The organism is Paraprevotella clara YIT 11840 (assembly GCF_000233955.1).
GTDB classification, from domain to species: domain Bacteria; phylum Bacteroidota; class Bacteroidia; order Bacteroidales; family Bacteroidaceae; genus Paraprevotella; species Paraprevotella clara.
This window is the reverse complement of record NZ_JH376577.1, coordinates 42,165-68,369: the sequence shown is the minus strand read 5'-3', so window position 1 is coordinate 68,369 and position 26,205 is coordinate 42,165. Positions and strand designations below refer to the sequence as shown.

Sequence of the window (26,205 nt, the reverse complement as noted above, 5' to 3'; positions counted from 1 at the left end):
GAGACGCCATGAAACGTGACATAATCATTATAGAGGACAAGACGGTCAGCGTAACCGGTAACGAGGTATGGATGACCGCCGGGGAAATCGCCGAAGAGTTCCATGCCACCGTCCCGGCAGTGAACGCCGCCATCAAAGCCGTCCGCAAGTCGGACGTGCTGAACGACTACGAGGTATGCCGCTACATACAGCTTGAAAACGGCCTGTACGCGGATGTTTACTCGCTTGAAATCATCATTCCAGTAGCCTTCCGGCTGAACACATACTATACACACGTGTTCCGCATGTGGCTGGTGGAGAAGGCACTCTCAAAGGAAAAGAGGCAGGCATACGTGATGTTCATACAGAACGGGAAAACCGGATATTGCTGAACACGCATACAGACAACGAAAAAGGAAACGGACAACGCCATCGGGTGCTGTCCGTTTCCTTTTTTTTTTCATGCAACCGCCTTATTCCAGCGGCTTGAGGTAATTCGCCTCCAACAGTTCACGCAGTCCCGATTCGGGATAAAGCACCTTACCTGCCAGAAGGATAAAGGGCAGCATCCTGTTGTTGCGATACTCCTGCAAGGTGCGGCGGCTTACCCGGAGCATTTCCGCCACCTCCTTGTCCGTCAGGTAATGTTCCCCGTCCAGTGGCGGACGGTAACTTTCCAAAAATGCGGAGAGCCATTTGGAGCCTTTGAGCATATTCTGTATCGCGGTGGCAACCTGCTCGTCCTCCATTGAGAAAACCTCGTTGTTCTCGTTCATCATAACATCGGATTAAGTGGTTAATAAAAACAGAGTCATTTTCCATCGGGATAGATCGTGCCGATAAGCGGAATAAGCCGCCTGACCTCCTCCGGCCTGTAATAGAACCTGCGGTTCATCTGCGAGTAGCCGATAAGCCGCCTGTCACGCAATGACTGCAACGTGCGCGGGCTGATTCTCAACTGCCCGCAGACCTCCTCGCCCGTGAGCCACCTTTCCAGCCGCCCGCCGTCGCTTTTGCGCCTTAGGGCGGCGACTTTCTCCGAGAGGGCGTTGAATGACGCCAGCATCATCTCGAAGGTCTTTTTCTCGATAGATACGATTTCCATATACCAAAACATTTAATGATTTACCGCAAAGGTAACGCAGCCGCCTTGAATGCGTGCCGTTTTCCGCTATATGGCAGTTTGTTGCGCCGGTTGTCCGGGTTACGGAGTCACTTTCAAAGAAAATCTTACGTGAGTCACGTAGTGAGTTGTTAAAGCTCCTTTTGTTTATTGCCGAATTTTGCCGCAGAGAAACAAAAGAAAGGACAAAATATGAAAGTGATAACGATTGAAAGTTCCGCCTTCACCGCCCTGACGGAACAGATAGCCGAGATAGCGGTCTATGTGCGTGCCGTTTCCGGTGAGAGGAAGGGAGAGTTTTCCGACATGCTGCTCACCACCCGCGAGGCGGCGCACCTGCTGAACGTGAGTACCCGTACCCTCCAACGTATGCGCAGCGAACAGCGCATCGCCTATGTCGTGCTGCGCGGCAAATGCCGCTACCGCCGGTCGGAAATAGACCGCCTGCTCGCAGACTGCACCGTGGCAGAAGATGCAGCGACACTGACGGAACTGAAACGCAACCACACGCTGCGCACGGGCGGCGGCAAACCCAAAGGAAGGAGGACATAAGATATGGAACTGCTTACACGAAACAATTTTGAGGACTGGATGCAGAAGCTGATGGAACGGCTCGACCGTCAGGACGAGCTGCTGCTCTCCCTGCGACCGTCCGGCAAAGCCCCGAACCCGATGGAAAGTATCAGGATGTTCGACAACCAAGACCTCTGCATGCTGCTCCAGATAAGCAAGCGTACCCTGCAGCGCTACCGCAGCATCGGTGCATTGCCGTACAAGACGCTCGGCAAAAAGACCTATTACAGCGAGGAGGACGTACTGACATTCCTCTCCGAACACGTAAAGAATTTCCGCAAGGAAGATATAGCCTTCTACAAGGCGCGTATCCATAATTTCTTTAATAAATAACCCATTAAAACATTTTTCAAATGGCAAAGAAAACAACAGAAAAAGACGTGCTGATAGTCCGCGACGAGAAGACGGGCGAGATTAGCGTGGTAGCCGGGCTTAACGCCGACGGCTCACCCAAGCGTACCCCCGCAAAGGCGGAGAACGCGCAGAGTTTCCTGCAATTCGACAGGCACGGGGACGTGCTGGACAACTTCTTCAAGAACTTCTTCCGGCAGTGCAAGGAGCCCAGCCGCTTCGGTTTCTACCGTGTCGCGGCGGACCAAGCCGACAAGCTGCTGGAAGTTATCAAGGACTTGCTGAAAGACCCCGAGGGCAACAAGGAGATGCTTGCGCCCCACAAGGTGGACACCTCCGGCTACGAAAAGAAAGTACAGGAGGAGCAGTCCGCCGAAAAGCAGGAACAACCGGAACAGAAACAAGATGACGAACCTAAAAAACAGGAAGAAATGGAACAGAAAAACGAACAGAATCAGGAAAACCCGCAGCAGGCGCAGAGCAACCGGGGCTACCAACCCATCGACGAGAGCAAGATCAACTGGAAGGAGTTGGAGGAGAAATGGGGCGTGAAGCGCGACGACCTTGAAAAGTCGGGCGACCTTGACCGGATGCTCAACTACGGCAAGTCCGACTTGGTGAGGGTGGCGCCCAATTTCGGCGGAGAGGCTTTCGAGCTGGATGCCCGCCTCTCCTTCAAGAAGGACGGCGAGGGCAACGTCAGCCTTGTGCCGCACTTCATCCGCAAGGAGCAGAAACTCGACGAGTACAAGGAACACAAGTTCTCCGACGACGACCGGAAGAACCTGCGCGAAACGGGCAACCTCGGCAGGGTTGTGGACCTCGTGGACAGGGAAACGGGCGAGATCATCCCCTCGTTCGTCAGCATCGACCGCAAGACGAACGAAATCACGGATGTCCCGGCAAACAAGGTGCGCATACCGGAGCGCATCGGCAAGACGGAAATCACCAAGCAGGAGCAGGACATGCTGCGTGCCGGGCTGCCTGTGCGCGACAAACTCATCGAGCGCAAGGACGGCAGGAAGTTCGTCACCACCCTGCAAGTGAACGTGGAGCAGCGCGGCGTGGAGTTCGTGCCGGGAACCGGCAGGTCGCCACGTGCCGCACAAGCACAGGAAGCCAAGAACAACCCCACACAGGGACAGGCGCAGGGTACGGAAAACACAGCCAACACGAACAAGGAGCAACGCCGCAACACGTGGACGAACGCCGACGGCAGCATCCGCCCCATCAGCAAATGGAGCGGCGTGGACTTCACCGAGCAGCAGAAAGCCGACTACGTGGCTGGCAAAGCCGTGAAACTGGAGAACGTGACCGACAAGCAGGGCTTCCACGCCACGATGTACATCAGGTTCAACCCGGAGAAGGGACGCCCGTACCGCTACGACACCAACCCCGATAACGCGCAGAAGGTCGCGCCTTCCAACGAGAGCCGCACGCAGGTGGCGGTGAACAGCGAGGGCAAGACCAACGAGGCTACCAAGAACCTGAAGGAGCCGTTGCGGAAGGGACAGACCGCCCCGAAGGACACCGCACAGCAACAGCAGCAGGAGAAGCCGCAAAAGAAAAACAATAAGGGCATGAAGATGTAATCCGGTGTCCGCCACTAAATCCGAAGTAACATTTGTAAAATTCAAAACGACAGAAAAATATGAAGACAATCATTGCAGAAAAGCCGTCTGTGGCACGTGAGATCGCCCGTATCGTGGGCGCGACAAAGAGAGAGGAAGGATATTTCGAGGGAGGCAGCTACGCCGTGACATGGGCGTTCGGACACCTCGTGCAGCTTGCCATGCCCGACGGTTACGGCATACGCGGCTTTGTCCGTGACAACCTGCCCGTCATACCCGACACCTTCACGCTCGTCTCCCGTCAGGTAAAGACGGAGAAGGGCTACAAGCCTGACAGCAGCGTGGTGGCGCAGATCAAAACCGTCGCCCGGCTATTCAAGGAAAGCGAACAGATCATCGTGGCGACCGATGCCGGACGCGAGGGTGAGCTTATCTTCCGCTACCTCTATCATTATACCGGATGCACCACCCCGTTCGTCCGCCTCTGGATAAGCTCGCTTACCGACAAGGCTATCCGCGAGGGACTGCGCAACCTCGAAGCGGGCGACAAATACGACAACCTCTATCTTGCCGCCAAAGCACGGAGCGAATCAGACTGGCTCGTGGGCATCAACGGCACGCAGGCACTTTCCATCGCCGCCGGACACGGCACTTACTCCGTCGGGCGGGTGCAGACACCCACGTTGGCGATGGTGTGCGCACGCTATTGGGAGAACCGCCGCTTTACCCCCGAAGCCTTCTGGCAGCTCCATATCGCAACGGACGGCTGCGATGAAGGAACGGTGAAGTTTTCCTCTTCCGAAAAATGGAAAGAGAAAGAGTCCGCGACGGAACTGTATAATAAGGTGAAGTCGGCAGGCACAGCCACCGTCACGAAAGCCGAACGCAAGGAGAAGACGGAGGAAACACCGCTCCTGTACGACCTGACCACGCTCCAGAAGGAAGCCAACGCCAAGCATGGCTTCACGGCGGAACAGACGCTTGAAATCGCGCAGAAGCTCTACGAGAAGAAGCTCATCACCTATCCGCGAACCGGAAGCCGCTACATTCCCGAAGACGTGTTCGCGGAAATCCCCAAGCTGCTTGCCTTCATCGGCAGCCTGCCCGAATGGAAGGGCAAGTTGCAGCCGAAAGCCGTGCCGACACGCCGCAGCCTGGACGGCGGCAAGGTGACAGACCACCATGCCCTGCTCGTCACGGGCGAGAAGCCGCTGTTCCTCTCCAAAGAGGACAGCACCGTCTATCACATGATAGCCGGGCGCATGCTTGAGGCTTTCTCCGAAAAATGCGTCAAGGACACTGCCACCGTCACGGCAGAGTGTGCCGGAGTGGAGTTCGTGGCAAAAGGCAGCATCATCAGGCAAGCCGGATGGCGTGCCGTCTATGGCAAGGAGAATGGAGAAGAGAACAACAGCCAAGAGGAAACCGCCGCCATTCCCTGTTGGCAGGAAGGCGACACGCTGGCACTGAAAGCCGCCTCCATCACGGAGGGAAAGACCAAACCCAAGCCGCTGCATACCGAAGCCACCCTGCTGTCCGCGATGGAAACGGCTGGCAAGGAGATAGAGGACGACGCATTGCGGCAGGCTATGAAGGATTGCGGCATCGGCACGCCCGCCACCCGTGCGTCCATCATCGAAACGCTTTTCAAGCGCGGCTATATGGAACGCTGCAAGAAGTCGCTTGTCCCCACCGAAAAAGGGCTTGCCCTCTACTCGGTCGTGAAGGCGATGCGTATTGCCGATGTCGCCATGACGGGCGAATGGGAAAAGGAATTGGCACGCATCGAGCGTGGGGAACTGCCCGCCGATGACTTCCGCAGGAAGATTGAGGCATATACACGGGAAATTACCTCCGAACTGCTGTCGTGCGACAAGCTGTTCGCCCGCAGGGATTCCGGCTGCAAGTGTCCCAAGTGCGGAGCGGGGACGATGCAGTTTTACGGCAAGGTCGTCCGCTGCGACAACGCGGAGTGCGGTCTGCCCGTGTTCCGCCTGAAAGCAAACCGCACCCTCTCTGATGATGAAATCAAAAACCTGCTCACCGACGGACACACGAAACTGCTCAAAGGATTCAAGAGCAAGCAGGGCAAGAGTTTTGATGCCGTAGTCGCCTTTGACGGGGACTATAACACGGTTTTCGTGTTCCCAGAAAGGAAAAGTAAAGCGACCTCTGCGAAAAGAAGAAAATAAATGTTTAACTTTGCCACTGGTTCAGAGTAATGAATTGTTCTTCGATACCGGATTACACTCATACTTTGGATTTAGTGGTGGCACTCGGAGGGATACCGGGTGCCTTTTTCTTCTCGTTTTCCAACGATTATCCCTATCATCATTATCAATCCACTAAATTCCAAAGAAATGAACAACAAGAAGAAAAACGAGGGTCGGACCGACTTTTCCTATTACGGTCTGTACCTGCTGGACTACCTCACCACGAACAAGTTCGAACAGGCAGCCGATGAAGCCTTCATCCGAGAAAGAACCGACCGTGCCGCCGAAGCGTATGAACAGGCAAGGCTCGAAGGCTATCCTGCCGACGGGGCGCAGGAACTGGCGATGAAGGTGCTGACGGAGGGCCTTCGCTACTCCAAGCACGCCATCCTGCGCGAAGTCGTGGAGAACGAATTTGCGGGTGAAGTACCGGGAGAAAAATGTGAAGCCTTTACCCAGAAGCTGCTACCGCTTGTCGGAAACGTATTCTCCATCTATGACCTCTCGGACGACAATTTCGCCCTGTCGCCCGAATATGACCTGCTCTACACGGAGCTGACGGGAGCCGTCATCCTCTATATCGAAGAGTATGGCGTTTAACCGCAAACAGAGGCTGCGGGACAACATCGAGGCGATACGGACGGCATTCCTCCTTGACAGGGAACAGCGCACACCCACCGCACGCGAACGGCTCTTGTTAGAACGTTATTGCGGTTTCGGGGGACTGAAGAACATACTCAACCCTGCAAGGGAACTGACGGATGCCGTCCACTGGGCGAAGTCCGACCTCGAACTGTTTGCCCCTACCGTGGAACTGCACAGGTTGCTGCGAGAGAACACAAAAGACGAGACGGAGTACAAACTGAATATGGATGCCATGAAGCAGTCCGTGCTGACCGCCTTCTATACCCCGCCGGAGATAACCGGGACCATCGCGGACGTGCTGCATGAACACGGCATCCGTCCCGACCGGGTGCTGGAGCCGTCGGCAGGTGTCGGTGCATTCGTGGACGCCGTGCTGGAGAACAGACCGGACGCGGACATCATGGCTTTTGAGAAAGACCTGATGACGGGCAAGATACTGAAGCACCTGCATCCCGGACAGAAAGTAAGGGTACAGGGCTTCGAGAAGATAGAAAAGCCGTTCATGAACCATTTTGATTTGGCTGTCTCCAATATACCGTTTGGCGATGTGGCGGTGTTCGACCCGGATTTTTCGGGCAGCAAGGATCCTGCAAGGCTCTCGGCGGCACGGACGATACACAATTACTTTTTCCTGAAAAGCCTTGACGCGGTGCGTGAAGGCGGAATCGTGGCGTTCATCACCTCGCAGGGGGTACTGGATGCCCCGACCAACGCGCCCATACGCGAGTATATGATGAACCATGCCAATCTGGTGGGCGTAGCCCGCCTGCCGAACAACCTCTTTACGGATAACGCGGGAACGGAGGTGGGCAGCGACCTGATTATCCTGCAAAAGAACAGCGGAAAGAACGGTGAACTGTATTACAACGAAAAACTCTTCGTGCAGACCGAACAGACCCCTATCGGCACTTCCGTAAATGGGTATGTATGGAGCATCGGCTCGCTTTCACACACGGATTTGATCAGAAGTACCGACCCGTACGGGAAACCAGCCTATAAACTCCTGCACTGTGGGGACATCGCACAACTGGCGGAAGACTTGCGGGAGCATCTGAAAATAGAACTGCAACAACTTGACAGGAAACTGTATGAGAGACACAGGCTGCATCCGACAAAGGAGGAAAGCACGGCTGCGGAAGTGCAACCTGCTCCGAAAACAGAAAAGGTATCACCTTCTGTAATAGCCCCCGTTTCTGTAATTGAGCCTGTCAAGGGAGTGGAGAAGCCGCAGGCACAGCCCATAGAGGAAAAGCCGGAGATTGAGCCGCGCCAACCCAATCATTCGTCAGCCGTGCAGCTTACCCTGCTCGACCTTTGGGGTATGCCCATAGAGGAACCGGTAAAAAAGAAAAAGGCAGCGAAAAAGGAAAGCAAGCCGAAGCCTATGCCGTCCACGCCTAAACCGCAAGTCAAAGTTACTCCACCCGTTGAAGCCGCCAAGCCGGTAAACGGTAATAAGGAAGAAAAGCCGGAAAATGCCGAAAAGCCAAACGACCCGGACGACATTTACGCCACTCTGGATTGGGAAACCAATCCTCCCATCAACGGCTTCTATGAGACAATGATGAGCCTGACAGCGGAACGGCGCAAGGCCCTACGGCTTGAGGCAGAACGGCACAGGCAGGAACAACTGAAAAAGATGGGTATCAAAGACACGTTGAACCCTGCTTTTGCGCCTTCTTCGGACAATATGGATAAAAAGCCGGAACAAACGGAAGAAATAAAGCAACCTGAAACACTGGCAGAAGTTGTGCCTACTTCCGAAACGGTTGCCACTTCCCTGTTCCCGGAACTTGAAACGGAAAAGCCGAAGGAGGAAGTCATGGACCTTTCTCCCCGTCCGTTCAACGGCCTGCTGGAGCCACACCACCGTGACGGCTCGATGGTGCTGGATGCTTCACGCAATCTCGGTTACCTGAAAGACCTCACGCCTTACGGTGCGACCTTCCAACCGCTCGACCTCCGTGGCTATCAAAAAGAGAAAGCGATGCTGTATATATCGCTCCGTGACGCTTACGAACGTCTGTATAGCCACGAGACGGAGAACCATACGGAACACAAACCGCAGCGCGGGTATCTCAACACCTACTACGATGAGTTTGTCATGCGTTACGGTAACCTCAACGCCAGACAGAACGTGAAACTGGTGATGATGGATGCCGGAGGGCGCGACATCCTTTCGCTGGAACGTGCGGAGGACGGCAAGTTTGTCAAGGCGGACATCTTCGACCGTCCCGTTTCCTTCTCGGTGGAGAGCCGTGTCAATGCAGGCTCTCCCGAAGAAGCCTTGTCCGCATCGCTCAACAAGTTCGGCACGGTCAATCTCGGCTATATGCGGGAGATAACCGACACCACGGAAGAGGAACTGCTTGGTGCCCTCAAGGGGCGCATCTTCTACAACCCGCTCGTAACCGGTTACGAAATCAAAGACCGCTTCATCGCGGGGAACGTGATAGAGAAGGCGGAACGCATAGAGGGCTGGATGGAGGACAATCCCGAAAGTGAGCGGATGCCGGAGGTGAAACAGGCGTGGGAGGCATTGAAGGAGGCCGAACCGCAGCGCATCGCCTTTGAAGACCTCGACTTCAATTTCGGGGAACGCTGGATTCCCACGGGTGTGTATGCCGCCTACATGAGCCACCTTTTCGACACGGACGTGAAAATAGCCTACTCCGCAAGCATGGACGAGTTTTCCGTGGCGTGCGGCTACCGCACCATGAAGATCACGGACGAGTTTTTAGTAAAGGGCTATTACCGGAACTATGACGGTATGCACCTGTTGAAGCACGCTCTGCACAACACCTGCCCCGACATGATGAAAAGTATCGGCAAGGACGAGAACGGCAACGACATCAAGGTACGCGACAGCGAGGGCATACAGCTCGCCAACGCGAAGATAGACGAAATCCGTAACGGGTTCTCCGAATGGTTGGAAGAACAGTCGCCGCAGTTCAAGGAACGGCTCACGACGATGTATAACCGCAAGTTCAACTGTTTCGTGCGCCCGAAGTATGACGGCTCGCACCAGACTTTTCCCGACCTCAACCTGAAAGGGCTGGCAAGCCGGGGAATCAAGAGCGTTTACCCGTCGCAGAAGGATTGCGTCTGGATGCTGAAACAGAACGGCGGCGGGATCTGCGACCACGAGGTGGGAACCGGCAAGACGCTGATAATGTGCATAGCGGCACATGAGATGAAGCGTCTGAACTTGGCGCACAAGCCGATGATTATCGGGCTGAAAGCGAATGTGGCGGAGATTGCCGCCACCTATCAGGCGGCCTATCCTAACGCCCGCATCCTCTACGCTTCTGAAAAGGACTTTTCGACCGCCAACCGTGTGCGTTTCTTCAACAACATCAAGAACAACGACTATGATTGCGTCATCATGTCGCACGACCAGTTCGGGAAGATACCGCAGTCGCCGGAGTTGCAGCAGCGCATCCTGCAGGCGGAGCTTGACACGGTGGAGGAAAATCTCGAAGTCTTGCGACAGCAGGGCAAGAACGTGTCGCGGGCGATGCTGAAAGGGCTGGAGAAGCGCAAGCACAACCTTGTGGCGAAGCTGGAGAAGGTGGAACACGCCATCAAGTCCCGCACGGATGATGTGGTGGACTTCAAGCAGATGGGCATCGACCACATCTTCATTGACGAGAGTCACCAGTTCAAGAACTTGACTTTCAACACCCGTCATGACCGTGTGGCGGGATTGGGAAACTCGGAAGGAAGCCAGAAGGCCCTGAATATGCTCTTTGCCATCCGTACCATACAGGAACGCACGGGCAAGGACTTGGGGGCTACGTTCCTTTCGGGCACGACCATTTCCAACAGTCTGACGGAACTGTACCTGCTCTTCAAATACCTGCGCCCCAACGAACTGGAACGGCAGGACATCCGCTGTTTCGATGCTTGGGCTGCCATCTTCGCCAAAAAGACGACCGATTTTGAGTTCAACGTAACGAACAATATCGTTCAGAAGGAGCGTTTTCGCTATTTCATCAAGGTGCCGGAGCTTGCCGCCTTCTACAACGAGATTACCGACTACCGCACGGCGGAGGATGTAGGTGTGGACAGACCAAACAAGAATGAGATACTGCACCACATACCGCCCACACCGGAGCAGGAGGACTTCATACAGAAGCTGATGCAGTTTGCCAAAACCGGCGATGCCACTCTGCTTGGCAGGTTACCCCTGTCGGAAACGGAGGAAAAGGCGAAGATGCTCATCGCCACCGACTACGCGAGAAAGATGGCTCTTGATATGCGCATGATAGACCCGAACTACGAGGACCATCCCGACAACAAGGCAAGCCATTGTGCCAAGATGATTGCAGAGTATTACCACAAGTACGAGACGCACAAGGGTACGCAGTTCGTGTTCTCCGACTTGGGGACATACCAGCCGGGGGAAGGATGGAACGTGTACAGCGAGATAAAACGCAAGTTGGTGGAGGATTACGGCATACCGGCAAGTGAGGTGCGCTTCATTCAGGAGTGTAAGACGGATAAGGCTCGTAAGGCGGTGATAGATGCCATGAACGCAGGGACAGTGCGAGTGCTGTTCGGCTCCACAAGTATGCTCGGAACGGGCGTGAATGCGCAGAAAAGATGCGTCGCCATCCATCACCTTGATACACCGTGGCGACCGTCCGACCTGCAACAGCGTGACGGACGGGGTGTTAGAGCCGGGAACGAGATTGCCAAGCATTTTGCCGAGAACAACGTGGATATCATCATCTACGCGGTGGAAAAGTCGCTGGACAGCTACAAGTTCAATCTGCTGCACTGCAAGCAGACGTTCATATCGCAGCTCAAAAGTGGAGCGATGGGCGCACGTACCATCGACGAGGGAGCAATGGACGAAAAATCGGGTATGAACTTCTCGGAGTATATGGCGTTGCTCTCCGGCAATACCGACCTTTTGGATAAGGCGAAATTAGAGAAGCGTATCGCCTCGCTCGAAGGGGAACGCAAGTCGTTCAACAAGGGCAAGCGCGATTCGGAGTTCAAGCTGGAATCCAAGACGGGAGAACTGCGCAACAACACGGCTTTCATCGAAGCCATGACGGAAGACTGGAACCGTTTTCTTTCCGTTGTGCAGACTGATAAGGAAGGCAGCCGCCTTAATCTTGTCAAGGTGGACGGCGTGGATTCAACGGATGAGAAGGTCATCGGTAAGCGTTTGCAGGAAATCGCCAAGAACGCCACGACTGGTGGACTGTACAAGGCTGTCGGGGAACTTTACGGCTTTCCGATAAAGGTGGTCAGCGAGAGGACACTCAAAGAAAGTCTGGAGTTCACTGACAACCGCTTCGTGGTGGAGGGTAACTACAAGTACACCTACAACAACGGGCATCTGGCGATGGCAGACCCGATTGCTGCCGCACGAAACTTTCTGAACGCATTGGAGAGGATTCCGACCATCATCGACCAGTACAAGTCTAAGAACGAAGTGCTGGAAAAGGAGATTCCGCAGTTGCAGGAGATAGCGGGCAAGGTGTGGAAGAAGGAGGACGAGCTGAAACAGCTGAAGTCCGAACTCGCCGCACTGGACCGCAAGATACAGCTTGAGCTGGCTCCGGCTCAGGAAAACACAGAAGAGAACCGGCAAGGCAACGAGAAAAAACAGACGGAACAACAGCCGGAAAGCCCGCACGTGGACTTTGTACGCAGTCATTTAATTATAGGGAGACCCGGTTTATCGGAATCCAAAGGTGTAAAACTTTAATATCGAAGTCTTGACAGAAAAAGCCAGTGGTTGAATTTTTCACCACTGGCTTTAATTCTAATAATTTTTCAATCTAATATGACCGAATCTATAACGTTAAATCATAGATTATGTGTCTATTTGTGAAGAAAAAGACGTAACTTTGTATCAAAATCAAATAAGCATAACAATGGAGCCATCTATATACAGTTTTTCACTTTATACCGCACTGCCGTTGATGTTATTCTTCGGCTTTTATTTTTTGTTTGCAAAGACTCCTGAAAAGAAAATTTTCAAGAATTATCTCCGCTCCCGACAGATTATGGGTATAGCTATGCTGCTGCTTTCGGCAAATTATTCGGTACATTTCTTCTTTGGTATCCGATTCAAAAATGCGGATTCTGCCATATTGATGAACATGTCCACATACTTCCTGTGCTATTCTCTGTTCAGTTCGGCATTGATAATGTTGCTTGATCGTTTTTACATTACCAAACGGCGTGTGTGGACACATATCATTTTATGGATTATATTTTCAACTCTTTCCGGAGTTGTGTTGTTCCTGTTGCCAAGCGGAATCATGCAAAAATTCTCTTTATTTGCTTTAGCTGTATGGTTAGTCGTTTTTGGAGTCGTTTTAGCTCGCAGAGTCATAATTGCATACCGTAGAGCCATTCGGATTTTCAATGAAACTCAGGCGGATGATATAGGTACATATATCGAATGGCTTTCCATATTCACTTATTGGGCTGTTATCTTCGGTGTCGGATGCGGATTGCTGACATTTCTGCCAGACAAATATGTTTTTATCTGGATTTTGTCGTCAATACCGTTCTACAGCTATCTTTTCTACAGCTATCAGAACTACCTGCTGTTCTATGAACAGGTGGAAAATGCTTTTGAGCAAGATATACAGTCTGAAGAAGAACTTCTGACAGATACAGAAACAGAACCTAAAATAGTTTCTGAGAAAGAAGTTCCAGTGTCCTATACAGAAATTATAGAGAAAGTGGCCAACTGGATAAAGACAGACGGCTATGTCCAGCAGGGACTTACCATAAAAGAACTGTCCGAAATACTTCATACGAACCGTACCTATCTTTCCGCTTATATCAAGACTACGTATAAAATGACATTCCGCGAATGGATAACCAGTCTCCGGTTGGAGTATGCGAAAAACATACTGAAGGAGCATCCGGAGATCAATATACAGAAGCTGGCTGAGTCTTCCGGTTTTCTTTCCCGCAGTAACTTTATCAAATTATTTACCAAGAAGGAAGGATGTACGCCTGCCAAGTGGAAAAAAGCAAATCTGAAGTGATTTGCGTGGTAAAAATCCGATGAAAAAGCTCTCAGAAACCCATTTTCCAAAAGTGCTCATACTACAAAAAGTGCTAATTCGACAGCCACAAAAGTGCTAATTCGACAACTCAAAAAGTGCCGATTTGACAAAATAAGTGCTCAGACGACAATGTGAAAAGTGCTCAAACGACAATTTTTATAAAACGCTGTGTTTTAGCAAAAAAAGTTTTTGTAATATTTTGGGCGCTGAATGGCATTTATTACCTTTGGAGATGACAAAGATAATGAATTCAAGTTTATATGAGCAGAAAAATCACTTTTCTTACCCTGTTTCTGTGGCTGATGACGCTAACTTTTCCTGTCATTGCGCAGCAGAAAGCAGACACGACCTACACCTTCCGGTTCGTTACGCAGAAGGACATGTTCTACGTGCCTTGGAATGGCAATGACACGGAACTTGCCCGCCTGTTGGAATGTATCGAAAACAACAAAGCAACAATTCTTGACGGCAAACTGCCGCTATTGGTTGACGGATATTGCAATTCGCAGAGCAGTGAAGTCAAGAACCTTGCAACAGCGAAGATTCGTGCCAACCGTGTGAAATCAGAACTGATTACACGAGCGAAAATCAAGGAAGAAAACTTCATTACCCGCAATCATGTGACAGAGGGTGATTTTGTCACCGTGCGCCTGACGGTACCGGTAAAGGAAACAGCCGTGACGGATGCGGAAGCAGAAGCACGACGCAAGGCGGAAGCCGAACGCTTAGAAACCGAGAAGCGTGCCGAGCAGGAACGGCTTGCCGAAGAGCAGCGCAAGGCGGAAGAAGCCCGACTTGCCGCTGAAAAGGCAGAAGCCGAGAAAACCGCTCAACAAAATACACTTGCCGACACGCTGTCGGAAACCAAAATCACAACTGATTATCATCTCTCCCTGCGTGCCAACCTGCTGCGCTGGGCTACCTTGACACCAGATTTAGGACTTGAATGGCGCATCTGTCCATCGTGGGGCATTGCCGTAAACGGCTCGTGGACTTCTTGGAGCTGGAGTGACAAAGACCGCCGCTATGCACTCTGGGAAGTGGCTCCGGAAGTTCGTTACTATATGGGTGAGAAGAAAGCCTGGTATCTGGGTGCGATGTTCAAGACCGGACAGTTCAACTACAAGTTCTCCGAAGCAGGCAAGCAGGGCGACCTGATGGGTGGCGGCATCACCGCCGGCTATCAGCTGCGGCTGAACAAGGCATTAGATCTTGATTTCAACCTCGGTTTGGGCTACCTGAATGCCGATTTCGAAAAATATGAAGTCATCGACGGTGTACGTGTACGCCGCGACAACGAGACAAAAGATTGGTGTGGTCCCATCAATGCCGGTGTGACATTGGTATGGAAGTTATTCTGACACGGAAGAATATGAAAGCAAGACAACATATAAATATGATGGGAATGGCAGTCGCCGTGCTGCTCTCTTCCTGCGTGAAGGACACGCTTTATGACACACCGCACCCCGACTACGGGAAGACTGCGGTGACAGCCGACTGGTCGGCCCGCGGTGAGGGTATCGACATACCTGCCACATGGACGGTCACCATGGGTGACTATACGGGTACGGAGACTTCCGCCACCCATACCCCCGACCATCTGTTTGCTCCGGGCAGCTACACCCTTGCAGTGTGGAACCCGGCTGAAGGAATCACGGTGAACGGCACCACAGCCACCATTGCCGCAGCCACGGGAAACCGGGCAGGCACGGATGCCTTTGTGAACAATGCCCCGGGATGGTTTTTCACCTATACGGAACAGGTGAGCATCGAGAAAGACAAGGACTATCCGCTGACCGCCGCAATGAAGCAGCAGGTACGCGAACTGACGCTTGTCGTCGAACCTACTGGTGATGCCGCCGGACGCATCACGGAGATTGTTGCCCATCTGACGGGTGCAGCCGGAACACTCGACTTCGCTACCGATACCTACGGAGCCGCTTCGAACGTCGTGCTGCTCTTCACCAAGATTACCGAAGGTGACGATGCCGGCAAGTGGAAAGCCACGGTGCGGCTGCTGGGTGTGACCGGCACGGAACAGCTGCTGACGGGTGAAATCCGCTATGCGGACGGCAACCCGACCCCCACGACGCTGAAAAGCGACATCACGGAAGCCCTCAAGGGGTTCAACACCGGAAAGGGCGAATCGCTGACCCTCGGCGGAACGCTGGTTGAGACTCCCGAAGGCATGGAAGTGGACGGAGTCGAAATCAACGGCTGGGAAGAAGTGAAAGGTGATGATGTAAATGCCGATTTGTAAATAATTAGCAAACCGAACGCAGAAGCCAAGCTTGCTTTGATTTTGCTGAGGTGCAGCAATTATTGAAATGGAATTTAATAAATAAAATGACAGATATAATGAAGACAAGATTTTTTGCACTTGCAACGCTCGTCCTCGCACTGGCAGCCTGCAACAACGACAACGAGAACCTGAACGGTGACCCCGTGGCCGCCCAGTTTACCGCCGACATCACCCTCGCCACCCGCGCCAGCGGAACCACCTGGACTGGCGGCGACCGTATCGGCATCACCGACATCGGCAACGATACCCGGTACGGCAACGTGCCTTTCATCCTGAAAAACGGGAAATTTGAGGCAGAAGGAAAGGTCATCTATGTAGAAGATACAAAGACCCATACTTTCCGCGCCTACTATCCGTACAACGCGGCGGGAGGCATCCTCGCAGCCACGACCGATGTCACGGCGCAGCAGAACCAGCCTGCCATCGACTTCCTCTTTGCTTCAGGAGCCACGGGAGACAAAAACAACCCGGTAGTAAGCTTCACCGACAAAACCGCCAAAGGCGGTGAAGACAACTCCTTCCACCACCGCATGAGCCAGATAACCCTTACCTTCGAGGCGGGCGACGGCGTGAATTTCAGCGTGGTCAAGCCTGAACGTTACACGCTGGACGGATTGTTACTCACCGGTACGTTCAACACGGCCGACGGTATTGCCACCGCAGACAACGGGGCACAGACCGGAGAACTGACCATGAATCTGGCAGACGGCAATCTCACGTCATCGGTCATCCTCTTCCCGCAGACAGTTGCATCCCTGCCGTTGGTTGTGAATTACAAAGGTCAGGAATATCATACCACACTCACCGTGCCCGAAGGCGCACTGCTGGCGGGCAACAATTATACCTATACCGTCAAGGTACGCAACAAAGTCCTTGAAGTCAGCGAAGCCTCCATTGCAAAGTGGAACGATATAGACGGTGGAGAAGCGGGTGCCGACCTGTAAGACATTAATAATTAAGAATGAAGGATTATGAGACATAGATTATTTATCCCCGCAGCCACCGCGCTGCTGTTCGCCCTCACCGCCTGCACACAGGACGAACTTGCTGACGATAACCGTCTGCCCGAAGGTAAATACCCCGTAGTCATCCGTACCACCGGACTGTCCGTAGAGGCAACGCCGCTGGCAGCCCCTTCCACCCGTGCCACTGTGGACGGCGATTGGCAGGGTGTCTCTTCCGTGGCACTCAAGTTGGGCGATGCGGTAAAGGAATACACCGTAACGGCTTCTACCGATTTCAAGAGTGCCACACTCTCACGCGAGAACGCCCCGCACTACTGGACCAGCCGCGACCCGATTACCGTATCGGCATGGTGGCCCTTCAACAATGCCAACATCACACAGATGCCTGCCGTGAAGGTGGCCGAAGACCAAAGCAAATTGGCTGACTTCCAGAACAGCGACTTCATCTCTGCTGAGAACCGGAAAGTGGAATTTAACAACCCGACCTTGGAGTTCAACCACCGAACGGCACGCGTGGCAATCGAACTGAAGCCCGGTAAGGGATTCACAAGCGTGGACGGTGCCACGGTGAGCCTCGTGAGCCTGTCTGCCGATAACGGCAACCCGACTGCCATCAAGACCTACAACGCAAGCGGTAACACCTACGAGGCACTGACCGCCCCGCAGACCGTTGAGGCAGGCAAGCCGTTCATCCGGGTGGAACTCGGCGGCGGCACCTTCTACTTCCGCCCACAGAACAACGTCGTATTAGAGGCGGGCAACCGCTATAAATATACCGTCAAGGTGAACGCCTCCGGCTTGACGTTAGAGGGCTGCACTATCGGTGACTGGGCTGACGGCGGCGGCGAGAGCGGCGAGGCTGAGGATTTGGGCTATTCTATACAGGACGACGGCAGCTACATGGTCTATAACGCAGACGGCCTACTGGCATGGAACAAAGCGGCCCAAAAAGACGAATCGATAAATTGCACCCTCACCGCCGACATCGACCTGACGGGTAAGGAATGGACACAGGTAGGCACATGGCCACCAGGTTACTCCGGCATCTTTAATGGGCAGGGACACCGCATTACGGGATTAAACTTTTCAGCAGCGACTACTGAACTTTTTGGGTTATTAAATGAACGTGGTGTGATAAAGAACCTACAACTCATAGATGTGAATCTGTATGGCAGTAGTGGACATGCAGCTGGAATAGTGGAGGAAAATAATGGTCAAATCATTGCCTGCTCTGTGACGGGAAAAATTTCTGCATATGGTAGAACTAGTAGTATAGCCGATTTAAATTATGGCAGTATCACCGCTTGCTGGTTCAACGGCACATTGGAAGAGTATGAATCTGGAGCTATAGTGCGTCATAACTACGCTTATATAACTTCCTGTTATTGGGGAGGCAATGCCGGGCAAGGAGTATTCAGTAATCTTGGAGGAAAGGTAGATGCCACGAAGGTGGACGGCGCGACCGTGAAATGGCAAACAGCCGTCGACGGCATGAACACCGCTCTCACCAACAACGACTACCAGTGGGCACTCGGCACCGACGGTCTGCCCGTATTGCAAAAGAGACAATAACGAACCCTAAACATCACGCATCATGAAACGAACAACCATCCATATATCCGCAGCCATCGCCCTGCTGCTTGGCCTTGCCGCCTGCACGCAGGACGAAGCGGGCTTCCTGCCAGAAGGGGCGGAAGGCACACCCATCGTCTTCACCGCCACGGGGCTGAAACCCGCCGCGACAGCCATCGCCAGTACCCGTGCCCCCGTGGATGGGAACTGGGAAGGCGTGCAGAGCGTGGCAGTCCTGATGAACGGCATGGTGAAGACGTACAACGCGACGCCCTCCACCGCCAACCCCACCAGCACCACGCTGACCTCCACCGCCCCTCACCGCTGGACCAACCACAACGACATCACCGTCACAGCGTGGTGGCCCTACACCGAGGGCGAGACAACTCTGCCTGCTGTGAAGGTAAAAGCCAACCAAAGTGCCCAAAAAGACTTTGAGACCAGCGACCTCATCGTAGCCGACGGGCAGACGGTGACCTACGGCAGCCCCACGCTCCGCTTCACCCACCGCACGGCGCGGGTGACCATCGTTCTGACGGACTACACCGAGGGGCTGGCATCTGTGCGGCTGACGGGTCTCTCCACCGAGAATGGCAATCCGGATGAAATCACCCCGTATGACAAGGGCAGCAACACCTACACCGCCCTCGTAGCCCCGCAAAGTGTGGCAGCTGGCACGACCTTCATTACCTGCACCTTCGCTGACGCCAAGACCTTCGTTTATAAGATGAAGAATGCTGCCGACTGGCAGGCGGGCGGTGAATATACCTACACCGTCTCCCTCGCTGCGGCAAAAGACCCGGGATATACCATAGAGGGCAACGGCAGCTACACCGTGACCTCCGCCGATGGTCTGATAAATGTAGCCGAATTAGTGAACGGAGGTAAGACCGACATTAACATTACCCTCGGCAAAAACATTGACCTGACGGGCAAAGGCTGGACGCCGATAGGCACGAACTACGAAAAGCGATACAAGGGTACCTTCGACGGCCGCGGCCATACCATCAAGGGGCTGACCGTTACGACAAATGACCAATTTGTGGGTCTGTTCGGCTATCTCGATAAAGCTGGTACGGTGAAGAACGTGGTGATGGAAGGCATACAGATAACAAGCAATCACGTGTTAATGTCAGGCAATACTGGCGGCGTGGTAGGATATAGCTGGGGCACCATTGAAAACTGCTCGGTGTCGGGCAGCGTCAGCGGCACGAATTGTGTCGGCGGTGTGGTGGGTAGCCAAAAGGCCGGTTCCATCATCGGATGCAGCTCCTCTGCCATAGTTAAGGGAACGCGCTATGTCGGCGGCGTGGCAGGAGAAAAATGGGGCACCATGACCGCTTGCTATGCCACAGGCAACGTGACCTTAGAAATTAACTCCCCACAGGATCTCTCAGGCGGCGGTGTAGTGGGATTAAACGGAGGAAGCACCGTCCTTGCCTGCTATGCCACGGGCAACGTAAATAGTAAGGGTAGCAACACTGGCAATGTACATATCGGCGGCTTGTTTGGAGATAACTACACCGTCGTGACCGCCTGCTACTGGAAGAACAATCAGGAACAAGGCTTCGACCGCAATCAGCATAGCACCGCCCCCGAAGCCACGAAGGTGGACGACTCTGTCGTTACCTGGCAGAAAGCCGTCGATGTCATGAACACCGCCTTGCAGAACGCAGGCTCAAAGTGGCGTTACGAACTTAACGGAGCATTGCCTACCTTGAGGAAGCAGTAAACCGTCGGGCGGGAAAAGTCCCGCCCGCAACGAACATTAACTGAAGTATAATCCCAATAAAGAAAGGAGGACGTGATGGAACACACGGAGAATCCACCATATTGGTTTTGGCATCAAGGCATTGTCAATAATAATATAGACTCCAGTGTAAATATGGAAGCTGTAAGCCGGACATTGTCAAGATTGGTGCTCATTAAAGACAACAAATCAAGTAATTAAATTAAAAACATGGGACTTTTTCACAGAGGCAAGAAAAATAATGACGATGAGCCGGACAGTGTTCAAACCAATTCATTCTCTGATATTATGAATGGTTTGCAGTACGCCGTAAACTGTGCACAAGATACATTACAGAATCATCAGATACAAAATCTGACCAGACTTTTTGAAGGAACAAATGCAAATAACGCAAATACGTTCCAATCAAAAAAAATCATGGTTGGAGACAAGACTATTGATATTCCACTTATAGCCTTGATATCCCATCATTATCTTGCGATGGATAATGTGCAGATAAAGTTCAAGGCGAAGGTCGGAAGCGTGGAATCACAGATTCCAGAAAACAACTTATTGTTATCCAGCCCACAAAGAGCCAATCTCCAGATGCAGATGAGCAACATAAAACCGGATGCGGATGATGTCATGGAGGTTTGCGTCAATTTTAAGGTTCAGGAGACTCCGGAGAGCATTTCCCGAATCATTGACGATTTTGTAAAAAACATCTAACAATTTTAAAATTCAAATGTTATGGCAGAAGAAATAAAGAACCAAGGGCAACAAGAATATGCAGAAAATATAAGCGGACAAGCAAAAGAGATTATTTCCGCTGCATTGGAAGAGACTAAAAATAACGGTACATCCCCTGTACTTGGAGATCCGAATGTGACTGACAATTTGAAGGGGCTTCCCATGCGGGAACTGATTGCAGCGCCGCTTATTGCAGCAGCCGAAGCTCAACAGGAATTGGCAGCGACAGCATGGAATTTCTACCAGAAAATTGCTTTTGATGAAGACGGTAAAACAGCTCGTGTATTGGAATTCGATATTAAAAGACCGATACAGCAGGATGGAAAAATGACAACAATGTCACAAAGTGTCAAGGCTCCGTTTATAGGATTGGTGCCTATTCCTTCCCTGCTCATAGATCGCGTGGATGTAGATTTCCAGATGGAGGTTACCGATACATCAAACGTAAAAAGCACTACCAACGCAGAAGTAGAGGCAAAAGCTTCTGCAAAACATTGGTTTATAAATGCGGAAATCAGCGGCAAAGTCACGACCGCCCGCGAGAACACCCGCATGACCAACCAAACGGCAAAATACCAGATACATGTGACAGCCAGTCAGCAGCCGCAGACCGAAGGTCTGTCTAAACTGATGGATATAATGGCATCATGTATCGAGCCTATAACAAACGAAAGTAACAGTAAGTAAATATATGAATTTGATTCAAGCATTAAGATTGCCAAACAGTCAAGCAGTAATGACAAATATTGCACGGTTTCATTATCAAAATATTTATAATGCAGGTTTGACCCCTCCGATTGTCACGCAAAGTAATTTGACATTTCAAATAAAAGGATATACCCGTAACTATCGTTTTCTTAGATTAGACTATGCCTGTGTCATATATATTGCGGATAGAATAGCAGTCGTTGCTTCAAATGGCATAGATACTTTAAGTTCAGGTTTTTCGGGGTGTTATATGGCCAGTTTTAGGCACAATGGCATTAGGTATGTTGCTCATATTCCAACGCCTAACAATAGTATTAAAACATCATGGAATCGGGCGGTTAAAAATCGAATAATAGATAATGTTGTTCTTTTTAAACCTACTGAAGGATTGGCGAGAATCCCAGGAACAATTGGTATTTGGGGAATTATAACATTTAACGATAGATGTTATCGGCTTGATGTAAATGAAAACGCTCCTCCAAGTCAAGCCATACGTGGCCAAAGAATTTTTAACTCAATCCCGAGAAATCCCATACTAACAGAAATTCCATCTATCGCCGGTGGTCAGATGCCTTAATAATTATAACAATTGTAAATAAGGGAAGAATGGTTGTTTCATTGAGGAGTAGAATTCTATTCGGATATATAATTCTGGTGGCGGTCATAGGCAGCATGGCCGCCATTCTCATCCATGAACCTGCGAAGTTCCACGACCTATATGCGTATTTTAAATAACGGTATTTACACAAACAGCAAATGAGCGAACAATTCGTTACCACTACCAAGCATTTCCGCAAGCTGCTTGCCGCAGGCTATCTGTTGATAGTCCTGCTGGTGGGCGGCATCATCTGCACGTGGCTCGGAGAATGGCGCGACTTGGAGTTGCTGGAACGGGAGAACCGTGAAATCAACCGCTTCCGCAAGGAAACACACGATGCGTATGTGGGTGTGGTGGAGTTGTCTCTTTTGGGCGAGTCGGTGCTGGAATGGGACGATAAGGATGTGGCGGCATACCGGCGGCAACGGATGACGGTGGATAGTATGCTTTGCCGCTTCAAGAGCCATTACGAATCGGTGCGCATAGACAGCGTGCGCCACTTGCTGGAGGACAAGGAAAAGCGGCTGTGCGCCATCATGGAGGCTCTGGAACAACAGGCGGACATCAACCGCCGGATAGCCAAGCAGGTGCCGGTGATAGTGCAAACGAGCAGGCAGGAAGAGCCGAAGAAACAGAGGAGGAAAGGTTTTCTCGGGTTGTTCGGCAAGAAACAGGAAGCACCTCCGACGACCACCACCACGATGCTCTACACACTGAACCGTGATATGATAGCGCAACAACGTGCCCAAAGCCATCGTCTGTCGGAATATGCCGACAGCCTTGCCAGCCGCAATGCGGAACTGAACCGCCAACTGCAAACCCTTATCCAGCAGATGGACCACAAGGTGCAGGCTGACTTGCAGGAACGTGAGGCGGAAATATCCGCTATGCGTGAAAAGTCGTTCTTGCAGGTAGGTATCATAACGGGTGTCATGCTGCTGTTGCTCATTATTTCATACATCATCATTCACCGCTATGCCACCCGCATCAAGCAGTACAAACGTAAGACAACAGATTTAATCGGGCAACTGCAAAAGTCAGTAAAACAAAACGAATCGTTGATAGCCTCACGCAAGAAAGCGATGCACACCATCACCCACGAGCTACGCACACCACTGACTGCCATACATGGATATGCGGAACTGATGCAGGACAACGAAGAAGAAAAGATAAGCGGTTATGCGGACAATATCCTGCAAGCCTCCAAGAGAATGACCGACATGCTCAACTCCCTGCTTGACTTCTTCCGCTTGGACAGCGGCAAGGAACAGGCGAATGTCCGTCCGTTTCGTTTGGAAAACATCGCGGAGCTGTTGCAAACGGAGTTTACGCAACAAGCAGAAGCAAAAGATCTTAAACTTACCATCGAGTGCCCGGAGGGTATTATCCTGAATGGCGACAAGGAGCGCATCATACAGATATGCGACAACCTGCTGGGCAATGCCGTCAAGTTCACGAATGCCGGAAGCGTTTCACTTGTCATAAGCTATGACGGCAATAGGCTGACCCTTGTAGTAGAGGACACCGGAACCGGCATGAGTGCGGAAGAACAACAGCGAGTGTTCGGAGCGTTCGAGCGGCTTTCCAACGCCGCCACGCAAGACGGTTTCGGATTGGGGTTAAGCATTGTGAAACAGATAGTCGGGATGCTTGGCGGCACTATACGCTTGGAAAGCGAAAAAGGAGAAGGCAGTCGTTTTACTGTGGAGTTGCCAATGAACACTGCCGATATTGGTATTGAAGAACAGACAGCCGCAGAAAGTCTGGCTCATATAGAAAGACCTTATTCTGTCATCGTATTGGACGACAATCCGATGGTATTATCCATGACAAAGGAAATGTATGCTGGTATAGGTGTGCATTGCGACACGTTCACCACTATTGGCGATGCAATGGAAGCCATGCGGCAGCACACATACGACCTCATGATAACCGATATGAAAATGCCGGAGATTAACGGCTATGAGGTGTTGGAGTTGTTACGCTCGTCAAGTGTCAGCAACTCGAAAGAGATTCCCATTGTCGTGGCGACCGCCTCCGGCAGTTGCAGCGAAGAGGAGCTGTTGGAAAATGGATTTACCGCCTGCCTGTTCAAGCCATTTTCCATTTCCGAACTGGTTGCTGTATCAGACAAATGCCTTTTGACAAGTACGGACAAGGATGAACTTCCCGACTTGTCCTCTCTGCTTGCATATGGTGACAAACGGGCGATGCTCGACCGTTTGATAACCGAAACAGAAAAGGATATGCAGGCTGTCCGGGAAATCATGGAGAGGAATGACCGCAAGGCGTTGGACGAATGGATGCACCGTCAGCGAAGTTCATGGGCTGTTATCCGTGCTGACAAACCCTTGTGGAACCTGTATGAACTGCTGCATCAAGAATCTGAATGTTCCGAAATGGAATTGCGGAAATGCGTGGATGCCATGCTTCGTATGGGAACAGTTATCATAGAACTTGCGCAAAAGGAAAGGAGGTTGTCGGATGAAAGTATTTGTGATTGAGGACAACCCCGTCTATAACGATTATGTCTGCAACCTGCTGAAGAAAGACAGCTTCGATACTATGTCGGCATATAATCTTGCCACTGCCAAGAAACTATTGGCAAAGTCAGAGGTGGATGATATTGTCGTTGCCGACCTACGCCTCCCCGACGGTGAAAGCATAGAGTTGTTACGGTGGATGCGTGCCAACGACAAACAGCAGGTGTTTATCGTTATGACCAATTACGGGGAGGTGCATACGGCAGTGGAAAGTATGAAGCTCGGCTCAAAGGATTACATACAGAAACAGTTGTTGGAGGATAAACTGATACCGCTTATCCGCACCCTGCAAAAAGAACATGAAAAGCGACTACAATGGAACATTCCGATATTCGTCCGGCAGGGCGAAGCCTATCAGAAAATCAAGAAACGTGTGCGCCTTGTAGCCACCACCCGGATGAGCGTGCTGATACTGGGCGAGAACGGTACGGGCAAGGAACATATCGCACAACATATACACCAACAAAGCAAACTTGCCGATAAACCTTTTGTGGCAGTGGACTGCGGAGCCTTGTCCCCGTCATTGATACAATCCGCCTTCTTCGGACACGTCAAGGGTGCGTTTACTGGTGCCGAAGCAAACAAGACGGGGTATTTTCTGGAAGCGGATGGCGGCACGCTGTTCCTTGACGAAGTGGGCAACCTAACAATGGAGATGCAACAGATGCTGCTCCGCGCCATACAGGAACGCCGTTACCGTCCCGTCGGTGCAAAGGAGGACAAAACAGCCAACGTGAGGATAGTGGCTGCAACCAACGAGGATTTGCAGAAAGCCGTAACGGAAAAGCGGTTCCGGCAGGATTTGCTCTATCGCTTGCAGGAGTATGTGATAACCATGCCGCCCTTGCGCGACTGCCCGGAAGACATCATGCCATTGGCCGAGTTCTTCCGTGAAATGGCAAACCGTGAGTTGGAACGTGAAGTAAAAGGGTTTGCCGCATCTGCCCGTAATGCCCTGCTCGCCCATGCGTGGCCGGGCAACGTGCGCGAGTTGAAACAGAAGATACAGACGGCAGTCCTGCAATCAGAAGGCGATATGATAACCGAAGCCGATTTGGAACTTGACAATGAACCGTCCGCTACTTCCGCTTGTTTTACATTGAAGAGCGGGGATGAAGAAAGAGGACGTATCCTGCGTGCTTTGAAACAAGCAGCCGGTAACAAGAAAATGGCTGCAAAGATACTGGGTATCGGCAGGACAACGCTGTATAATAAATTGGTAGAGTATGGATTGAATGAAGAAAACTGACCGGAGTATGGCTGTAAATGGCAATAATTGATTAACTTTGCAATTGTATTTCAGAAAATAGCAGGCGATCGGGTAACTTTTCGCCGATGATATAGACATAAGACCGCAAGGCGTTTCGAGCGAAAATCTGGTAAATTGAAACTACGGAGACGATTGCGTGATGCTTATGCTATGCTTACGCATAGCGTGCATTCACGTACTCTCCGTAAAGGCTTTACCAGAGCCATCGCTTGAAAGTAGTGTGAATTGCACGCTACTTTTTTGCCTCGCCAAAAAGGAAAGAAAATA

General features: G+C 51.8%; 20 protein-coding genes. 18 read left to right on the top strand and 2 right to left on the bottom strand.

The window, feature by feature from the left end:
* Positions 1–8: 8 nt before the first annotated feature.
* A complete protein-coding gene (locus tag HMPREF9441_RS00340; RefSeq protein ID WP_004308431.1) occupies positions 9–371 on the top strand; it encodes a hypothetical protein in 363 nt (120 codons plus the stop codon).
* An 81-nt stretch (positions 372–452) separates the two neighbouring features.
* On the opposite strand, the gene HMPREF9441_RS00335 is transcribed toward HMPREF9441_RS00340, so the two are convergent.
* Together HMPREF9441_RS00335 and HMPREF9441_RS00330 are read right to left on the bottom strand one after the other, a co-directional pair.
* Positions 453–758 carry a helix-turn-helix domain-containing protein gene (locus HMPREF9441_RS00335; protein ID WP_008616581.1) on the bottom strand — a complete coding sequence of 102 codons (306 nt, stop codon included), beginning with the start codon at positions 756–758 and terminating at the stop codon, positions 453–455.
* A 32-nt stretch (positions 759–790) separates the two neighbouring features.
* Complete coding sequence (locus HMPREF9441_RS00330) at positions 791–1,084, bottom strand: helix-turn-helix domain-containing protein (protein ID WP_008645715.1); 294 nt, start codon at positions 1,082–1,084, stop codon at positions 791–793.
* A gap of 210 nt (positions 1,085–1,294) precedes the next feature.
* On the opposite strand from HMPREF9441_RS00330, the gene HMPREF9441_RS00325 reads away from it, so the two are divergent.
* The 17 genes from HMPREF9441_RS00325 to HMPREF9441_RS00250 all read left to right on the top strand — a co-directional run bounded on the left by HMPREF9441_RS00325 (position 1,295) and on the right by HMPREF9441_RS00250 (position 25,917).
* The gene (locus HMPREF9441_RS00325; RefSeq protein WP_009388859.1) at positions 1,295–1,654 is read left to right on the top strand and encodes a helix-turn-helix domain-containing protein; all 360 of its coding nucleotides are present in this window, start codon (positions 1,295–1,297) and stop codon (positions 1,652–1,654) included.
* Positions 1,655–1,657: 3 nt separating this feature from the next.
* Positions 1,658–2,008, top strand: coding sequence for a helix-turn-helix domain-containing protein (locus HMPREF9441_RS00320; RefSeq protein WP_008616574.1), 351 nt, complete (start codon positions 1,658–1,660; stop codon positions 2,006–2,008).
* Between the two features lie 20 nt (positions 2,009–2,028).
* Entirely contained in the window at positions 2,029–3,618 is a 1,590-nt protein-coding gene (locus tag HMPREF9441_RS00315) for a DUF3945 domain-containing protein (RefSeq protein WP_008616573.1), read from the top strand.
* 59 nt (positions 3,619–3,677) lie between these two features.
* Entirely contained in the window at positions 3,678–5,789 is a 2,112-nt protein-coding gene (locus HMPREF9441_RS00310) for a type IA DNA topoisomerase (protein WP_008616570.1), read from the top strand.
* Positions 5,790–5,957: 168 nt separating this feature from the next.
* Positions 5,958–6,410 (top strand): DUF1896 domain-containing protein, encoded by a 453-nt coding sequence (locus HMPREF9441_RS00305; RefSeq protein WP_008616569.1) that lies wholly within the window; start codon positions 5,958–5,960, stop codon positions 6,408–6,410.
* The gene (locus HMPREF9441_RS00300) at positions 6,400–12,180 is read left to right on the top strand and encodes an N-6 DNA methylase (protein WP_008616567.1); all 5,781 of its coding nucleotides are present in this window, start codon (positions 6,400–6,402) and stop codon (positions 12,178–12,180) included. The genes HMPREF9441_RS00305 and HMPREF9441_RS00300 overlap by 11 nt, the downstream gene beginning before the upstream one ends.
* 217 nt (positions 12,181–12,397) lie before the next feature.
* On the top strand, positions 12,398–13,480 hold the full coding sequence (locus HMPREF9441_RS00295; RefSeq protein WP_008616565.1) for a helix-turn-helix domain-containing protein: 1,083 nt from the start codon (positions 12,398–12,400) through the stop codon (positions 13,478–13,480).
* Positions 13,481–13,761: 281 nt separating this feature from the next.
* Positions 13,762–14,862, top strand: a complete 1,101-nt coding sequence (locus HMPREF9441_RS00290; RefSeq protein WP_008616564.1) for a DUF3575 domain-containing protein — start codon at positions 13,762–13,764, stop codon at positions 14,860–14,862.
* 11 nt (positions 14,863–14,873) lie between these two features.
* A complete protein-coding gene (locus tag HMPREF9441_RS00285; RefSeq protein WP_032567524.1) occupies positions 14,874–15,761 on the top strand; it encodes a FimB/Mfa2 family fimbrial subunit in 888 nt (295 codons plus the stop codon).
* A 98-nt stretch (positions 15,762–15,859) separates the two neighbouring features.
* Positions 15,860–16,747: a fimbrillin family protein gene (locus tag HMPREF9441_RS00280; RefSeq protein WP_039864663.1), complete on the top strand. Its 888-nt coding sequence runs from the start codon at positions 15,860–15,862 to the stop codon at positions 16,745–16,747.
* A gap of 27 nt (positions 16,748–16,774) precedes the next feature.
* On the top strand, positions 16,775–18,340 hold the full coding sequence (locus tag HMPREF9441_RS00275; protein WP_008616559.1) for a fimbrillin family protein: 1,566 nt from the start codon (positions 16,775–16,777) through the stop codon (positions 18,338–18,340).
* Between the two features lie 22 nt (positions 18,341–18,362).
* On the top strand, positions 18,363–20,072 hold the full coding sequence (locus tag HMPREF9441_RS00270; protein ID WP_008616545.1) for a fimbrillin family protein: 1,710 nt from the start codon (positions 18,363–18,365) through the stop codon (positions 20,070–20,072).
* Positions 20,073–20,300: 228 nt separating this feature from the next.
* Positions 20,301–20,798 (top strand): DUF2589 domain-containing protein, encoded by a 498-nt coding sequence (locus tag HMPREF9441_RS00265; protein ID WP_005776225.1) that lies wholly within the window; start codon positions 20,301–20,303, stop codon positions 20,796–20,798.
* 21 nt (positions 20,799–20,819) lie between these two features.
* On the top strand, positions 20,820–21,506 hold the full coding sequence (locus HMPREF9441_RS00260) for a DUF2589 domain-containing protein (RefSeq protein ID WP_008616540.1): 687 nt from the start codon (positions 20,820–20,822) through the stop codon (positions 21,504–21,506).
* 4 nt (positions 21,507–21,510) lie between these two features.
* A complete protein-coding gene (locus tag HMPREF9441_RS17450) occupies positions 21,511–22,104 on the top strand; it encodes a hypothetical protein (RefSeq protein ID WP_008616538.1) in 594 nt (197 codons plus the stop codon).
* A 179-nt stretch (positions 22,105–22,283) separates the two neighbouring features.
* Positions 22,284–24,629: a hybrid sensor histidine kinase/response regulator gene (locus HMPREF9441_RS00255; RefSeq protein WP_008616536.1), complete on the top strand. Its 2,346-nt coding sequence runs from the start codon at positions 22,284–22,286 to the stop codon at positions 24,627–24,629.
* On the top strand, positions 24,610–25,917 hold the full coding sequence (locus tag HMPREF9441_RS00250) for a sigma-54-dependent transcriptional regulator (protein ID WP_008019868.1): 1,308 nt from the start codon (positions 24,610–24,612) through the stop codon (positions 25,915–25,917). Before HMPREF9441_RS00255 ends, HMPREF9441_RS00250 begins: the two co-directional genes overlap by 20 nt.
* The last annotated feature ends 288 nt before the right edge of the window (positions 25,918–26,205 follow it).